This is a genomic window from Aromatoleum diolicum, assembly GCF_012910955.1.
GTDB lineage: Bacteria > Pseudomonadota > Gammaproteobacteria > Burkholderiales > Rhodocyclaceae > Aromatoleum > Aromatoleum diolicum.
On record NZ_WTVQ01000028.1, the window covers coordinates 24,589 to 38,589 of the forward strand.

14 protein-coding genes and 1 pseudogene are annotated in these 14,001 nt (G+C 61.4%); 11 read left to right on the forward strand and 4 right to left on the reverse strand.

The features are described from left to right. Positions 1-72: 72 nt before the first annotated feature. The 3 genes from GPA25_RS15845 to GPA25_RS15855 form a co-directional block, all read right to left on the reverse strand. Complete coding sequence (locus tag GPA25_RS15845) at positions 73-714, reverse strand: MOSC domain-containing protein (protein ID WP_169261373.1); 642 nt, start codon at positions 712-714, stop codon at positions 73-75. A 99-nt stretch (positions 715-813) separates the two neighbouring features. Next, positions 814-1,431, reverse strand: a complete 618-nt coding sequence (locus tag GPA25_RS15850; protein WP_169261374.1) for a carboxymuconolactone decarboxylase family protein — start codon at positions 1,429-1,431, stop codon at positions 814-816. A gap of 10 nt (positions 1,432-1,441) precedes the next feature. After that, positions 1,442-2,581, reverse strand: a complete 1,140-nt coding sequence (locus tag GPA25_RS15855; protein ID WP_246265762.1) for a YbfB/YjiJ family MFS transporter — start codon at positions 2,579-2,581, stop codon at positions 1,442-1,444. A 134-nt stretch (positions 2,582-2,715) separates the two neighbouring features. Here GPA25_RS15855 and GPA25_RS15860 point away from each other — a divergent pair, with 134 nt between their 5' ends. Beyond that, positions 2,716-3,618 carry a LysR family transcriptional regulator gene (locus tag GPA25_RS15860; RefSeq protein WP_169261376.1) on the forward strand — a complete coding sequence of 301 codons (903 nt, stop codon included), beginning with the start codon at positions 2,716-2,718 and terminating at the stop codon, positions 3,616-3,618. Positions 3,619-3,939: 321 nt separating this feature from the next. Here the strand turns inward: GPA25_RS15860 and GPA25_RS15865 are convergent, their stop codons facing one another. After that, a complete protein-coding gene (locus GPA25_RS15865; RefSeq protein WP_425486403.1) occupies positions 3,940-4,329 on the reverse strand; it encodes a tyrosine-type recombinase/integrase in 390 nt (129 codons plus the stop codon). Here GPA25_RS15865 and GPA25_RS24030 point away from each other — a divergent pair. From GPA25_RS24030 to GPA25_RS15915, 10 genes and pseudogenes are all read left to right on the forward strand, one after another. Next, a pseudogene (locus tag GPA25_RS24030) lies at positions 4,231-4,685 on the forward strand (transposase); the annotation flags it as partial. The gene GPA25_RS15865 and the pseudogene GPA25_RS24030 sit on opposite strands and share 99 nt — an antisense overlap. 500 nt (positions 4,686-5,185) lie before the next feature. Further along, positions 5,186-5,983: a DUF2272 domain-containing protein gene (locus tag GPA25_RS24310; RefSeq protein WP_169261377.1), complete on the forward strand. Its 798-nt coding sequence runs from the start codon at positions 5,186-5,188 to the stop codon at positions 5,981-5,983. A 29-nt stretch (positions 5,984-6,012) separates the two neighbouring features. After that, complete coding sequence (locus GPA25_RS15880; RefSeq protein ID WP_169261378.1) at positions 6,013-6,369, forward strand: hypothetical protein; 357 nt, start codon at positions 6,013-6,015, stop codon at positions 6,367-6,369. A gap of 91 nt (positions 6,370-6,460) precedes the next feature. After that, positions 6,461-7,936: a hypothetical protein gene (locus GPA25_RS15885; protein ID WP_169261379.1), complete on the forward strand. Its 1,476-nt coding sequence runs from the start codon at positions 6,461-6,463 to the stop codon at positions 7,934-7,936. Positions 7,937-8,012: 76 nt separating this feature from the next. After that, positions 8,013-9,182, forward strand: coding sequence for a catalase (locus GPA25_RS15890; protein ID WP_169261380.1), 1,170 nt, complete (start codon positions 8,013-8,015; stop codon positions 9,180-9,182). 442 nt (positions 9,183-9,624) lie between these two features. Further along, positions 9,625-9,837 (forward strand): hypothetical protein, encoded by a 213-nt coding sequence (locus tag GPA25_RS15895; RefSeq protein WP_169261381.1) that lies wholly within the window; start codon positions 9,625-9,627, stop codon positions 9,835-9,837. A 480-nt stretch (positions 9,838-10,317) separates the two neighbouring features. Continuing rightward, positions 10,318-11,574, forward strand: a complete 1,257-nt coding sequence (locus tag GPA25_RS15900) for an HD-GYP domain-containing protein (protein ID WP_169261382.1) — start codon at positions 10,318-10,320, stop codon at positions 11,572-11,574. A 302-nt stretch (positions 11,575-11,876) separates the two neighbouring features. Then, a complete protein-coding gene (locus tag GPA25_RS15905) occupies positions 11,877-13,196 on the forward strand; it encodes a ferredoxin reductase family protein (RefSeq protein WP_169261383.1) in 1,320 nt (439 codons plus the stop codon). After that, on the forward strand, positions 13,193-13,360 hold the full coding sequence (locus GPA25_RS15910) for a hypothetical protein (protein ID WP_169261352.1): 168 nt from the start codon (positions 13,193-13,195) through the stop codon (positions 13,358-13,360). Before GPA25_RS15905 ends, GPA25_RS15910 begins: the two co-directional genes overlap by 4 nt. Before the next feature lie 155 nt (positions 13,361-13,515). Further along, positions 13,516-13,989 (forward strand): hypothetical protein, encoded by a 474-nt coding sequence (locus GPA25_RS15915; RefSeq protein ID WP_169261384.1) that lies wholly within the window; start codon positions 13,516-13,518, stop codon positions 13,987-13,989. The last annotated feature ends 12 nt before the right edge of the window (positions 13,990-14,001 follow it).

The window sequence follows — 14,001 nt, forward strand, 5'->3', positions numbered from 1 at the left end:
GGCTCGGACGGAGCCCTGAAGAGGCTGGACGACGGCTTTCCGACTGCTCCGGACCTTACTGATGGAAGTTCGTCACTTCGCGGCCTCGCGGGCAGCTTTATTTTGGAACCGGCCATTCAGCTGCCACGCCCGGCGGATGGCAGCCGCCCCTAGCTGCCAGCGATGCCGGTGTTCCTGCCAAAGCAACATGGCCTCATGCAGCGTAGGCGCGGTCGGCGCCGCCTGCAGAAGTTCGAGCGTGTCGCCTAGCCTAATCCGCCCTGGCTGAATCACCCGCCAGTACCAACCGGTCAAGCGGGCCTCGGCAATGCAGGCCGCCATGCCGTTACAAGAGAATCGCTCGTCGATCTTCCAGCAAGGATTGCGCGGCTGGCAGACCTGGAGCTGGGCCGAACCCAGTTTCCAGACGTCCCCGATACGGACATCGTGTTCATCCAGATCCTCGGTGGAGAGATTTTCGCCGAGAGCCCCCGGAACCAGACTCGGTCTGGCCTCCGGGAATTTAAGGGCAAGCCTTTCATAGTGTCGGGCCGGATAGAGATGGACGGCCTTTTCCGGCCCGCCATGGACTCTTCGATCGGCCTGCTGGTCGCCGGCAAATCCTTCATAACCGAGTTCAATGTCACCCGACACGCGCGTCTTGTACATGCCGGTGGGTCGTCCGGATTCGGGCAGTGGCTTCACGCCGCCGACAAAAACGAGTACTTCAGCCATGTGACCCTTCTCAATTACCAGCCTGGGGGCCGGCGAGCAAGTGGCGACGTGAGGTGCCGTGGAGCCGCTCCGCGACGCTCATTAATAACGGCGGGATCTCTACGCCGGGAAGGATGTCAGAGCAGGCGTTTTCGAGCCGCCCGGGCCAGGGGTACGGGCGACATTCATGATCCAGCACACCATGGCAAAGTAGCCCACCAGGGCGGTGAGTTCCACGGTCCCCGGCGCCCCGAAGCAGGAAGTCGATTCGGCGTACGTTTCGTCACTGACGCCGTGCCGCCGCATCAGCTCATAGACAAAATCGACCGTGCACGCTTCGTCCGCCGAGAGACTACGGGGGCGTCGTCCCGCTGCCAGTGAATCGATTGCCTCCGCAGCGACGCCCGCCTTGATGGCCAAGGGCGCATGCGTCTGCCACTCGAACTGATTGCCTGTTTCCCTTGCAACGACACAGATCGCGAGTTCGCGGATTCTGTCCGGCAGCGTTCCGTCGAACCGCAGCGCTTCACCGGTCTTGCCGATGCGCTCCATGAGCGTGGGCGTCTGGAGCAAGGGGACGAAGGGACCGAAGATCGCCTTGCGCGGGCCGTTCATGATGGCGTCCGCTGCCGCCCGTTGCGCGTCGCTCATGGCTTCCCGCTCGGGAATTGGCAAACGCTCTGCCGTCGAAAGACCAAACCCCTGCGGGGTACCCAAGGCGTCAAAAGCGCTAGTCATCAAATGTTCCTCAGTAAGCGTGGTGGCGACGTAGCTCGCGCCACAGGTAGAAGGCGCTTGACAACAGCCCTGCGGCCGAAAGCGCCAGGGCGTAGTTCAAAGCGGTGGCGAAATCGGCGGTAAAACGGCCGATGACGGCGGACGCGATCGGGCCCATCAACTGACCGAACGCAAACCCCGCAGTCATCCGGCCCAGGACCGCCGTGGTATTTCCTTCGGCCCGGGCACGCACTTCCTGCATGGCAATCATCGTGATCACCATGAAGGTGCCGCCCACTAGCAGCGCAGCAATGGAAACGCTGACGAGAGAGGCCCAGATCGCGGGCAACAGGACACCGACCGCCATCAGCAGGTGAGACGCCGCCCAGATATTCAGGCGATTGACGCTTTTCAGCCCCCAGGCAACAAAGACGGTGGATAGAGCCGCGGCCGTCCCGAACAAGGGCCAGGCCAGACCGAAGACCTGAGGATCGTCCACCAGTTGCCGAGCCAGCGCCGGCAGGTAGGTGGCCGGAAGGATGTACCCGAACCCGAAGAGGGTGTAGCAGACAATCAGGCCGCCGGTACTGGAATGCGGCTTGTGCGACGTCCCTTGGGGAGCCGTCGCGCCAGGGCTGACGACTGGGGCGGGCAAGCTCCGGCTCACCGCCAGCGGAACGAGCGTCGCAGTGCCTGCCAGGACCCCCAGTCCGATCCACATTCCGAGCGACGACACCTCGGGCCCGGCGGTCACGAGACAGAACAAGCCCGCTGCGGCGATGCCCAGTCCCACCCCGGCAAATATGGCCCCTGCCAGATGAGGTCGGCCCTGAGCGGCCAGCCATCCCAGTCCCCATGCGCTGGTGGCAACCAAAGTCCAGGCGCTCATCACCCCCGCGACGAAGCGAAGAATGGCCCAGAGCGGAACCGATGTGGTCCAGCCTACCGCCGCGGTTACGATGACGGTGCTGATCAGCCCCAGGGCGAGCAGCGTTGCGGCTTTCACTTTTATGCGGGCAGCGACCATAGCCCCCACGAGGTAGCCTAGGTAGTTGCTGGCCGCGAGCATCGCGCCGGCTTCACTCGCGAGCAGGCCATCTCGGACCATTAAAGGAAAAAGGGGGGTAAAGGCGAACCGCCCCACCCCCATGGCAACCGCCAGGGAGATCATCGCCGCCACACAAACCGCTACGGCGACTCGATCCGATCTGGCAGAGGGAGAAAGGATTGAAGTAGTCATGGGCGTCATTAAAGCGCAGCTAGAGCGCGCCTACTAATGAATAAATATGGACTACTATTCTCCGTATGAGAACGATCGATCTTGAGTCCCTGGCCATCTTCCGGACTGTGGTGGAGGAAGGAGGCGTCGTTCGGGCAGCGGAGAAACTGCACCGGGTGCCCTCGAACGTCACGACCCGTGTTCGGCAGCTGGAGGAATACCTCGGCGTCCGCCTGTTCCGCCGAGAGGGGCGAACGCTGAGCCTGTCGGCAGAAGGCCAGACGCTTCTGAACTATTCGGTGCGGCTCCTCCGTCTGGCGGATGAGGCGGTCAATGAACTGCGTACTGGAAAGCCCCAGGGCACGTTCCGGCTAGGCTCGCTGGAGAGCACGGCAGGCAGCCGCCTGGCGCCGATCCTCTCGCGCTACCACACTGAGAATCCTGAGGTGATCGTGGAACTCATCACCGGGACCACGGGCACCCTCATCAATCGGGTCATGAATTTCGAGCTGGAAGCCGCTTTCGTGTCCGAGCCGTTTACGGCTCCGGAACTGGAAGCGTTACCCGTGTTCCGTGAAGAGCTGGTGCTGATTACGCCTCGGGAAATTGAGGCGGTGCGCACGGCCAAGGATCTTGGGCGATCCACAATGATCGCGTTCGCCCACGGCTGCTCCTATCGCAAGCGCCTTGAAGACTGGCTCGGCAGTGGAAACGTGATGCCGGAACGCGCCCTGGAGTTTGGGTCCTACCAGGGCATGATTGCCTGCGTGGCGGCCGGGACCGGTTTCGCCATCGTTCCCAAGTCCGTCTTGGTTGCCTTGCAGGCGACCGAAAAAGTGAACCAGCACCCCCTGCCCGAACGGGTTTCCACGAACCGAACCCACCTGATCTGGCGAGGGCAGCCTTCTTTGGCGCTGGAGCGGCTGATCAATCAGTTGCAAGCCCAAGACACGTCCGGCCTGGACGTCGAAGCTCTTCTGGAACGCTAGGCATTTTGGGATGCCCGCTTTGCAGGGAAGGATCTGCCAGTCGGTCCACCGTGCTATGTGCGTCGGCAATGACGGCTCCTAGCCGGGCTGAGACCTCGGTACGGCGATGGCCACGTCTGGAGCGCTCAGAAAGCTGCCCGTCGTACGCGAAAAGTCGCGTACCCAGGCCAACGGCAGCTTACGGGTGCGCGGTCCCACTCAACGTCAGCTTTGGGGAAAAACGGCCATCGGCCGGTTGTGGCCGATACACCCCCTCCGGAACCGCTCCAGCAAGCGGCCGCTCGGCGCCTGAACGGTTGGCGGCGAGCGGCCGAACCACGGTCAGATCTCGATCTGCTCAGAGATCTCCAAGGCATCGTCGACTTCGATGCCGAGGTAACGGACGGTGCACTCAAGCTTGGAGTGGCCGAGCAGAAGCTGGAAGGCCCTCAGATTCTTGGTCCGCTTGTAGATCAGCGTCGCCTTCGTCCGCCGCATGGAATGCGTGCCATAGGCGGATGGATCCAGGCCCGCCGCTGTCACCCATTGTTCGACGATCCTCGCGTACTGCCGGGTGGAAACGTGCGGCGAGCGGTGCAGCCGGCTTGGAAAGAGGAAGCCCTCCGGCTTCAGCAGGACAAGATCACGACACTGAAAGCGCGGATGAAGGAATTCGAGGCGATCGGTATCCAGCTCGAGAACACGCCCGACAAGCAGATCTCCCTCACGGATCCCGACGCCCGATCCATGAAGACGCGGGGCACGGGCATCGTGGGTTACAACGTGCAGACGGCCGTCGAAGCTAAGAACCATCTGATCGTTGCCCATGAGGTGACCAACGACGGTCTGGATCGGGACCAGCTGAGCAAGATGGGCAGCAGGCCCGCAGGGCCATGCGAGTGGACTATCTCACCGCGATTGCCGATCGGGGCTATTACAAGAGTGAGGAAATCCTCGCCTGCCACAAGGCCAGCATCGTGCCCCTGGTTCCGAAAAGCGCGACCTCCAACGCGAAAGCCGACGGACGTTTCGACAAGTCGGACTTCGTGTATGACCGTGAGAACGACGAACACGTTTGCCCGGCCGGCGGGCGGCGATGAAGGCCTGAAAGGGCCTTTTTGAAGCTCAACTGAGCTGATTTGCCGCCTTCAAATTCGTTCGCTTCCGCCGCAGGGCGCCGGAACGACCGATTTTTGGCGCATCGGCGACCGTTTTTACACGGCCTCGGCCGGCGGCGACATCGCTCGAACATGGCGCTTGCAAGTCGTAACCCATGGGCTATCTTGAAACCGTTCATTCTCGGCTTTTTTTCAATTTCGCGATCTTGAACCAATTCGGTTGGCATGGGGGGGCGTGGGTCCGGAAGCATGCAGCAGTTACGAATATTCCCCCGCGCCGGTGAAGAGGCCCCAAAGGATCCGACCGCTTGTTGCACCCCGGGCCGTTCCCCGAGGCAGCAGAAATCAACTTCCTGCGCGTGCATGTAGCGAGCGGACAGATTGGTGCGACGCTGGGGAACTCCTGTTGTTTCATAAGAAAGCGGAAGCGGCCCGTTCGTTTTGGTGGTAGCGCGAAAAGGAGAGACGCCGTGTCCGTTAAATTTGTCGATTTCGAAGCGCTGAATCTTCGTTCCAAGGCAGTCCTAGCTCCGGCGACACGGATCGGAATTCTGCACCTGGGACAACAGGTTGAAGAACTGGAACCCGACATCCAAGGTGACTGGGTCAAGATCAAGGCAGAGGTCGACGGCGTGCAGGCGGAGGGCGTGGTGAAAAGCGTGATCGACGGGAAACGGTCCCTTCGTGATCCGGCCTCCGCATCACGCGAGGCGCTCGTTGGGGAAGCCATAAAGGAATGGCTCCGCTTTGAGAAAGGCCAGGGCTTGGAGCATCACGCCCCGTTTTTCGATTTTGTCGGCGAAATGTGGCGGGCCATCGGTCTGGATCTCGATGGAAAGGATAGGGACACGCCATGGTCCGCTGCAGCGATCTCCTTCATGGTGCGCAATGCAGCGGAAAGATTCCCAAAGTATGCGAAGTTTAAGTTCGCGGCTTCTCATTCAAGGTACATGCACGCCTCGATCGTGAAGAGAAATGCGGGGGATATGGATGTTCCCTTCTGGGGGTTTCGCCTGCACGAGAAGCGCCCCGAGATCGGCGATATTGTCGGCCGATGGCGTGAAACACCGCGCGATTTCGACGATGCCGAAACGAGTGATTCTTTCAAGAGCCATACGGACATCATCGTCAGCGTCGATTCCGATTCGGTACTTGCCATCGGCGGGAACGTCCGCCAATCCGTGAGTATCAGTCGCTACGACAAGACCGGCGCTGGATTCCTCGCTGCAACGAATGGAGTCTTCATGCATATGGTCAATCGGACGTGAGGACTCAGGTCCACGTGTGCGCAGGATTCATGGCGTCACTTCTGGCCTTTGCGCCCGGGTGCACCGCGGTGGAGCCTCCGGATGGGTGGGGATCCGTGCTTCCCGACGAATCGTCCTGCGACAGGGAAGCCAGGCTCTTGAAGGAAGAAGTAGAGGTCTTTGCGGCGCCGGAATCGGGGCTGAAACCCGTCAAGATTCTTGTGCAGGGACGCTTCGTGTATCGGTGCGAGCAGCGCAATGGGTGGCTCGGCGTAATGTTTCCGGGGGACGAGGAGAAAGTAGACTGTTCCCACCGGACGGCCGAGATTAGGTGTTTCCGAGGCTGGATCCGCCAGGATATCCGGATGGAGATATTGGGCTGGGCAGCGTCGGCAGCCCTCGTGTGACTTCCGGCGAAGTGGTGCTTTGGGCTTGCGTCCATTCAAGGTGTCGGCGGCCTGCCGCGGTTGGTGTGAGTGATTTCTGGGGGGCACAGGCATGCGCTCGCGATCATCGACTCACCTCGGTTTCACGCTCCTCGCCGCCATACTGACGGCCTGCTCGGGGCCTTTACCTCACCGGCACATTGCTGGCGCGGATGACGTGGAGTGCGGTGTAGTCGCCTCCGCCAACGACGAACGGTGTTTTGCACGCACTCCCGAGGTATCGAAGGAGCCGCCCTACACTCTCCATTTTATCGAATTCGACGATCAGGGGTGGCTGTATCCGGACACCAACGCCGATGGATACGTCAAGGAAATGGGGGCTGCCCATGGACAACTGGATCGAGCGGTGGCCGACGTCCGGAGTCAGCTCGACGACGGGAAGCGCGTGCTGCTGCTGGTCTACGTTCACGGGTGGAAGCATTCGGCGGCGCACGACGACCGCGACGTAAGGCGCTTCAGGCAGATGTTGGCGGATGCGGCCTATCTCGATGAGAAGCGCCCCACGGCGGAGGACGCGAGCAAGCGCCGAGTCGTGGGGATCTATGTCGGTTGGCGCGGCGCCGGCCGGTTTTCGGCCGAGAACCCGTTGGTGTACCTCTCCTTCTGGTCGCGCAAGAATGCCGCCCTGCATGTTTCCGAAGGGGCGGCGCGCGAACTGTTCGGCCGCCTTCGAGCCCTTCGCGAGCGCGTGAATCACGAGGATGTGCGGCGCCCGCCCCTTCGTACCGTGGTCATCGGCCATAGTTTCGGCGCGTGGGTTGTGTTCTCGGCCCTTTCTCCGTCCCTTCTCGAGCTTCTCGCGAGCCCCGTCGATGCCGCGCGCGACGCCAGCTCGGCGGCTGCGCGCAGCGCATGGCGTCGCGCGCGGCTGCGGCAGGCAGCGGACATAGTCGTGCTCGTAAATCCGGCCTTCGAAGCGAGCCGGTATCAACCGGTGCACCATCTCGCACAGCGGCTGAAGCTGGCGGACTACGAACCGCCCGTCCTTCTTCTCGTGACATCGACAGCAGACCGGGCGACACGCCAGTTGTTCCCGGTGGGCAGATTCGTCAACACGATCTTCCAACATCCGTTCGTTTCTGATGAACAGGAACGTGCCACCAAACACACTCCGGGATTCATGGATTTGTACCAGACGCACAGCCTGACGAGGGAGCCGTCCGCGCAGGTCGCCGAGTGCTCCGGATGGGCAGATTCGCCATTAGATGTGGCGGGACCGAATGGGCCGGACGTTTCCGCCGAGAGCGAGGCCGCCCGCATCGAAAGATTGAAGATCAACGCAAGCCTCGAGGCCCGTCGGCATGCCGCATGGCGGAACTACGTGGCGGCCCACCCGGGAGGCTTGCCACCAGACTGGGAATGGCGCTATTGCGGCGGAGCATTCATACGCCATAAGGCAGCACTCAACCCGGGATCGCTGGTTTGGAACGTCCTGACCGACGATACACTCGTGAGGGATCATAGTGACATCATGCGCGAACCACTGCATGCGTTTCTTCGCCAGCTCTATCTCGACTTGCCGAGGTGAGTCGAAAACGCCGGCGGTCTGCGAGCCAGATCCCGTCGAATTATCACGGAAGCGGTGAGCACTGAAGGAGTTTCCCATGCTCGATCCTGACGATTCCCTCTATCTTCACGAGCAATACAAGTTCGGTAGCAGGGAGAAGGAACATGCGGAGTTCGAGGACCATGTCAGACGCGTGCTTGATGCGCAGAAGGCCCTCGCCGCGGAGCACTCGCCCGGAAATCCGAAGCGAGTTTTTCACGCCAAGAGCCATGCCTGTCTGGCGGGCAGTTTGAGACTCCTTGAGGACCGGCCGCAAATCACACGGCAGGGAATCTTTGGCGAGAATGCGAAGGCGGCCTATAGCGTTCTCGCCCGATTTTCTGGTGGTGTCGGCTTCGACCAACACGATCTGAAACCTGATGTACGAGGGCTCGCTCTGAAGATTTTTGGCGTCGCCGACGATACAACTGCCGCCGATACCCAAGTGGCGCGCACGGTCGACTTTCTAATGACAAACTCGACCAACCCATTCGGAAAAGATCACGACGAATTCGTTCAATTCATGGAAGCCAGCCTCGCTTCTGCGCAATTCATCGGCTTTCTGATACGACACCCGAAGGTCGCGCGCCTGCTTATAAAGGCGAGCTTCAGAAGCATCCCAAGTCTGGCCACGGAGCAATATTGGAGTGGACACGCCTATTTGCTCGGGCCACGCCAGGCAATGAAGTTTAATGTTCGTCCGATTGCCGACGGCCCGGCCGACTTTGGCGACGAACTTCGGCAGGAAAATGAAATACTTCAGTCGTCGCTCGGAGCCGTCGGCGACAAGCTTTCCGATCAGCTCACGCATTGGTTCGAAGCGCGCGGGGAGCGGCATTCGAAAGTCAACCCGGACTACCTGAGCCTTGAACTGCGTGATCGCCTACGGCGCGGCCCCATCAAGTTTGTGTTCTCGGTCCAGTTGGAAAAGGATCCCCAAACGACACCGATCGAGGACGCGCTCGTCGAATGGAAGGAGAGCGATAGCCCGTCGATTCCAGTGGCGGAACTGGTGCTCGATCGAGAGATTGAACCGCATGTCTGCGAGGTTGCGCGGTTTACCCCAGGGCACTGCATCCCGGAGCATCGACCATTGGGCAATATGGGGCGTGGTCGCCTCTTCGCTTACGATGCGAGCCAACGCGGCCGTCACGCAGCGACCGAAGAGGAAATCGAACAGACGCTTTTCACCGGCAGGGTGGCTTCTCGAATCACTGATGAGGGTTGAATGGCATCAGGAAACTGAACGCCGTTCAAGCCACGGCGCTAACTCCCCCGGCCCAACGACCGTCTTAGTTGCGAATCAGTTACCCGCCGTTCACGGCCGTTAGTGCACCGGCCGCACGCTTGGCCTGGCGCGCGGCCGCTTACGGTCCCAATCGCCGCTGAGCAGCCCTGGCGTCGCCCAGCAGCGCCGTCTTGTAGGTGTTGGGTAGCACCGCACAGATTCGGGGCACTGGCGGGTACCTTCGACCACCCCACGCCGCGTCGCGCTTCGCCGAGATGCGGTGATACCGACGGTCCCACCCGGAAACCCGGTGATCGCGCGGCCACGTCGACATTCGTCTGGCCATTCTCCGCTACCGGCACGCTCCATGCTCCTGTTCAATCGAGCACTGCAATATGCTCGATTGAAACCACACTTGTTAATTCGCACCCAGGAGAAGGCCATGAGCACGCTGATGATCAAGGACTTGCTACCGCTCGACATCGAGCAGCAAGGCGATCAAACCACGACGATTCGCTCACTCTCGCGCGAGGAGTTGCGCGGGATATGGGGCGGGCGTTACGCGGTGGGGATGTTGAACGGGGACGAGAACAACCTCGTCACCTTCGATATAGACAAATGGAATTTTGACCAATTCGCGCGTGCGAACCTCTGATGGGATCGAGCGGACCGGTGGCACCGGACAAACTCTGGGCCACCGGTTTGCAGGGACCGAGGACCGCCCCGGCCCATAAGGAGGCCTTCGCCCCGATGCCCCACGGGGGGCTGCGTGCGAAGGCAAACGGCCCATTCCTGACTTCGTTCGACATGTTGTTGCTTCGCAAAACTTGACCCCAAGGCTTGCGGGAACGGCACGTCAGGATCAACTACACGGCGCGACATTCGAGAGGGCGTCACAACGTGCCACAGTTCGGAAGATGTTGCTCGGTGCCGCGGAAGCGGCCTTCAGTGCCGTCATGTTCGCGAGGGTGCGAGACTGTTCCCGGCGCGGCATCAGCATCGAGAACGGTTTGGCTGCAAGATACGCCTACCTTATAGCCAAAAATACACTAGCGGTCCGAGCCCCGAGCTCCCCCGAAAATTGCGCCGCTCAGTATCTTCGCGGGTTGGGCTTGCCACTCCTCGGGAGCAGAACATGAACTCGTTCAACAAGCGAACTGCGGTACGGATTGCGGTCGTCAGCGCACTGCTCGCTGCGCTGGCCAGTCCTGTCGCCTGGTTCGTCACGTATAAACGTGCCGAGGATGGAACGGTATGGCTTGCAATCGACGAGTCACGCCGTCTTCTGCATCATTTCGGCGCTATTGACCTGACCGGCCTGGATGCAGGGGACAGCGCCCGGAAGGCGGCGGATGTCCTTGCAGGGGGACTCTTCGACATTGCTGAAATCTACGATCAGGAGGGACTCAAGCTCGCACACGCAATGACCGAGGAGGGCAAGGCGGTTGAGGAACAGCTGCCCTCCCACGCTCGTCCCATTTACCGTGCGGGCTTTCACGAGAGCTTCAGACTTGAAGACAAGCGTTGGGCATTGCGGGTTTTTGTGCCGCTGCGAGGGGCCGCCGACGCGGATCGAATCACTGGATACTTCGAAGGTGTCCGCGTCGTTCCCCCGTGGCTGCGCGAGCAGCTGCGTGCGGACGCGCTCAGCGGCGCCCTGATGGTGGGGTTCGCGTCGCTGCTGTGCGGCAGCGCAATCTATCCCGTTGTCCTAATCCTGTCCGCCGACAATGAGCGCAAGGCCCGCGAAATCCTCGATTCGCACCTCTCGATGATGGAAGCGCTCGGGCGTGCCGTCGCAATGCGGGATTCCGACACCGGGGCCCACAATTTCCGGGTTGCCTGGATTGCTGCGCGCATCGGCGAACGCCTCGATCTGGCCGGGAGGGCCATGCAGTCCTTGATCGTCGGCAGTTTTCTGCACGATGTCGGCAAGATCAGCATTCCCGATGCAATTCTGCTCAAACCGGGCAAGCTCGACGCCGAAGAGAGCAAGATCATGCACACGCACGTGGCGCATGGCGAGGAAATTGTTTCCGGCATCGGATGGCTGGAGGACGCGAATGCGATTGTCGCGGCCCATCATGAAAAGTGGGACGGCTCGGGTTACCCGCGCAAACTGGCGGGGGACGAAATCCCGCTTTCCGCCCGCATATTTTCTGTGGCGGACGTCTTCGATGCGCTCAGCTCGAAACGACCCTACAAAGAGCCGATGAGCTTCGAGGCAACGATGTCGATCCTGGAGGCCGACACCGGAAGCCACTTCGACCCGCAGGTGATGACTGCCTTCCGCCCCATTGCCCGCGAGGTATTCAATTGCCTTGGCCGCTGTAACGAGGAAGATGTCCGGCGCCTGCTGGAAGAGCGGGTTCGCTTTCATTTCGGCGTTTAATGCCTGAAAGGACAAGAACCAAGCGCCCTCCAGAACCGCGACCGCGTTCTTTCGATTGGCACTCTTGTCCCGCGTGCAGGCTCCGCACGCCGTTCAGCGTCAGGCCGGCGACGGCAAGCAATTTCAGCTCGCGCGCCGTTCAGCATTGATTCACGTCTGTGTGCACACAATGCGTTCCATGCGATCGCGGCAGGCAAGGCAGCAATCATGACTTGGCTTGACGCTTGCCTTGGAAGAAGTCGCCCATCGTCCGAGCTGATTGCTCCCATCGCTGGACATCCCCCAACCGCCGGAGAACGCGCATGATTCCCGCACTGACTGCATTGATCGCCATTGTTGCCGGCACCTGGGGCTGGGGCCTTGTCGTGAACGGTGCCGGTCCGGGATCACTGCCGTGGGTCGTCTACGACCAGGGGCTCTACCTGAGCGGCCTGCTCGCGATTGCATTGATGTCGCTCGCGATGGTGATGGCGGCGCGACCGCTCTGGGCCGAGCGCCTGCTCGGGGGCATGGACCGCACCTACCGACTGCACAAGTGGGCGGGCATTCTGGCCGCCGGATTCGCATCATTGCATTGGCTGCTCGAGATGTCCGATGACGTGATCGAGAAACTGTACGGTGAAGCCGGCCGCGCGGGTGACGAGGACGTCTCGGGCGTGCTGGATACGCTCCGGGATGCCGGGGAGGAACTCGGCGAGTTCGCAATCTACCTCGTCCTCGCGATGATCGTCCTGGCGCTGTGGAAGCGCTTTCCGTACAAATTCTGGCGACATATTCACCGGGCGATGCCGGTCCTGTACCTGATGCTCGCATTTCATGCCGCCGTGCTGGCGCCGACGACTTACTGGAGCGAGCCGACCGGGTTGCTGCTTGCAATGGCATTGTCCGCCGGCACGGTCGCCGCCGTCTGGTCCCTGACCGGGCGCATTGGCCGCGGCCGGCAGGCCCAGGGTATCGTGACCGCAGTAGCCTCACCGGCGGCGAACGTGACTGAAGTGGTTTGTCGCCTCGACGGGAACTGGCGCGGACACCAGGCGGGGCAGTTCGCATTCGTGACCTTCAATCGGTTGGAGGGCGCGCATCCATTCACGATTGCCAGCGCGGACAAGGGCGACCGTAGCGTGGGGTTCCAGATCAAGGCGCTCGGCGACTACACTCGTGAGCTCTCGCGCCGCATCACTGTCGGCCAACCCGTAACCGTCGAAGGCCCGTATGGACGCTTCGAACTGGCGCGTCAGGACCGCAAGGCGAGGCAAATCTGGGTCGCTGGCGGAATCGGCATCACGCCCTTCCTCGCCTGGCTCGACGCGCTTCGGGGAAATCCCTCCGCAGCGCCGGTTGCCGACCTGCACTACTGCACCCGCGCCGGCGCGGACGACCCGTTCGTGGGCCGACTGGAAACGCTGTGCCAAGACCTGCCGTCTGTAACGCTGCATGTTCATGACACCGCTCGAGATGGCGCCCTGAGCGCCGAAAGGTTGGCGAGCTTGCATGACCGCGGTCAGCGGGTGGAAGTGTGGTTCTGCGGCCCGCGTGCATTTGCAGAGCAGCTGCGAAGCGGATTCGCGCGAGCCTGGCTCGGCCGCTTCCGCTTCCATCAGGAAGCCTTCGACATGCGGTGAAGAATGCGCGAAGCGCCGGCGCACGCCAGGTCGAAGGCGCCCGCCTGGCGCTGCAGCGTAACCTCGGCCTCGGCGGCGCCTGCGTCGTCACGAAGGCCCTGACCCTTGAAGGGCTAGACGTATTGGTGCTTGAAAAGTACTCGCTGCCGCGCTACAAGACCTGACTTAAACTAACTGACCTCCATCAAACACGGGCGCTTCAATAGCGTGGGAGCATGATCCTGCGCCGCTGCCAGCAGCTGATCCTCGATCAGCGCGGACGATCTTGCCTCGCTGGCCTCGCTCTGTACAAGCTTCATTTCATCTGAGGACAAATCCCATGGGCAACACTGATCACCTGTATGTGATCTATTCCGAGTCGGAGTTCAAGTCGGAGGGCGACGGGGCCGGCGGCTTCTGGTCAGTCGAAGACGGATGGGGCCCGCTGGAAACCGCGACACGTTTCAGTCGGGAAGAAATGGCTGTGTACAAGCTCCCGTTCTGCCCTGCACTCGACGCATTGTGGATACCGGAGGGGGCAGAGATCGACGTACAGAAACACGAAAACGGGAGCGAAGATGCGCGTCAGCTCAAGTGGTTCGCCGTGACCGGCCGCATTCCCGGCGACAACGACAACTGCACCATCATTGTCGAATGTACGTCCCGACAGGCCGCCATGAACGCGCTCACCGAAGCTCTCTGGAGCAAGGCGGAATCGCACGATCGGGCACAGGTCGAAGCCGAGCATGGCGCTCCGGTCTGGTTCGTTTCCGTGCTGAGCTCACAGACAGAGATCTTCTACGAACCTCTCTGATCCGTCAGCTCG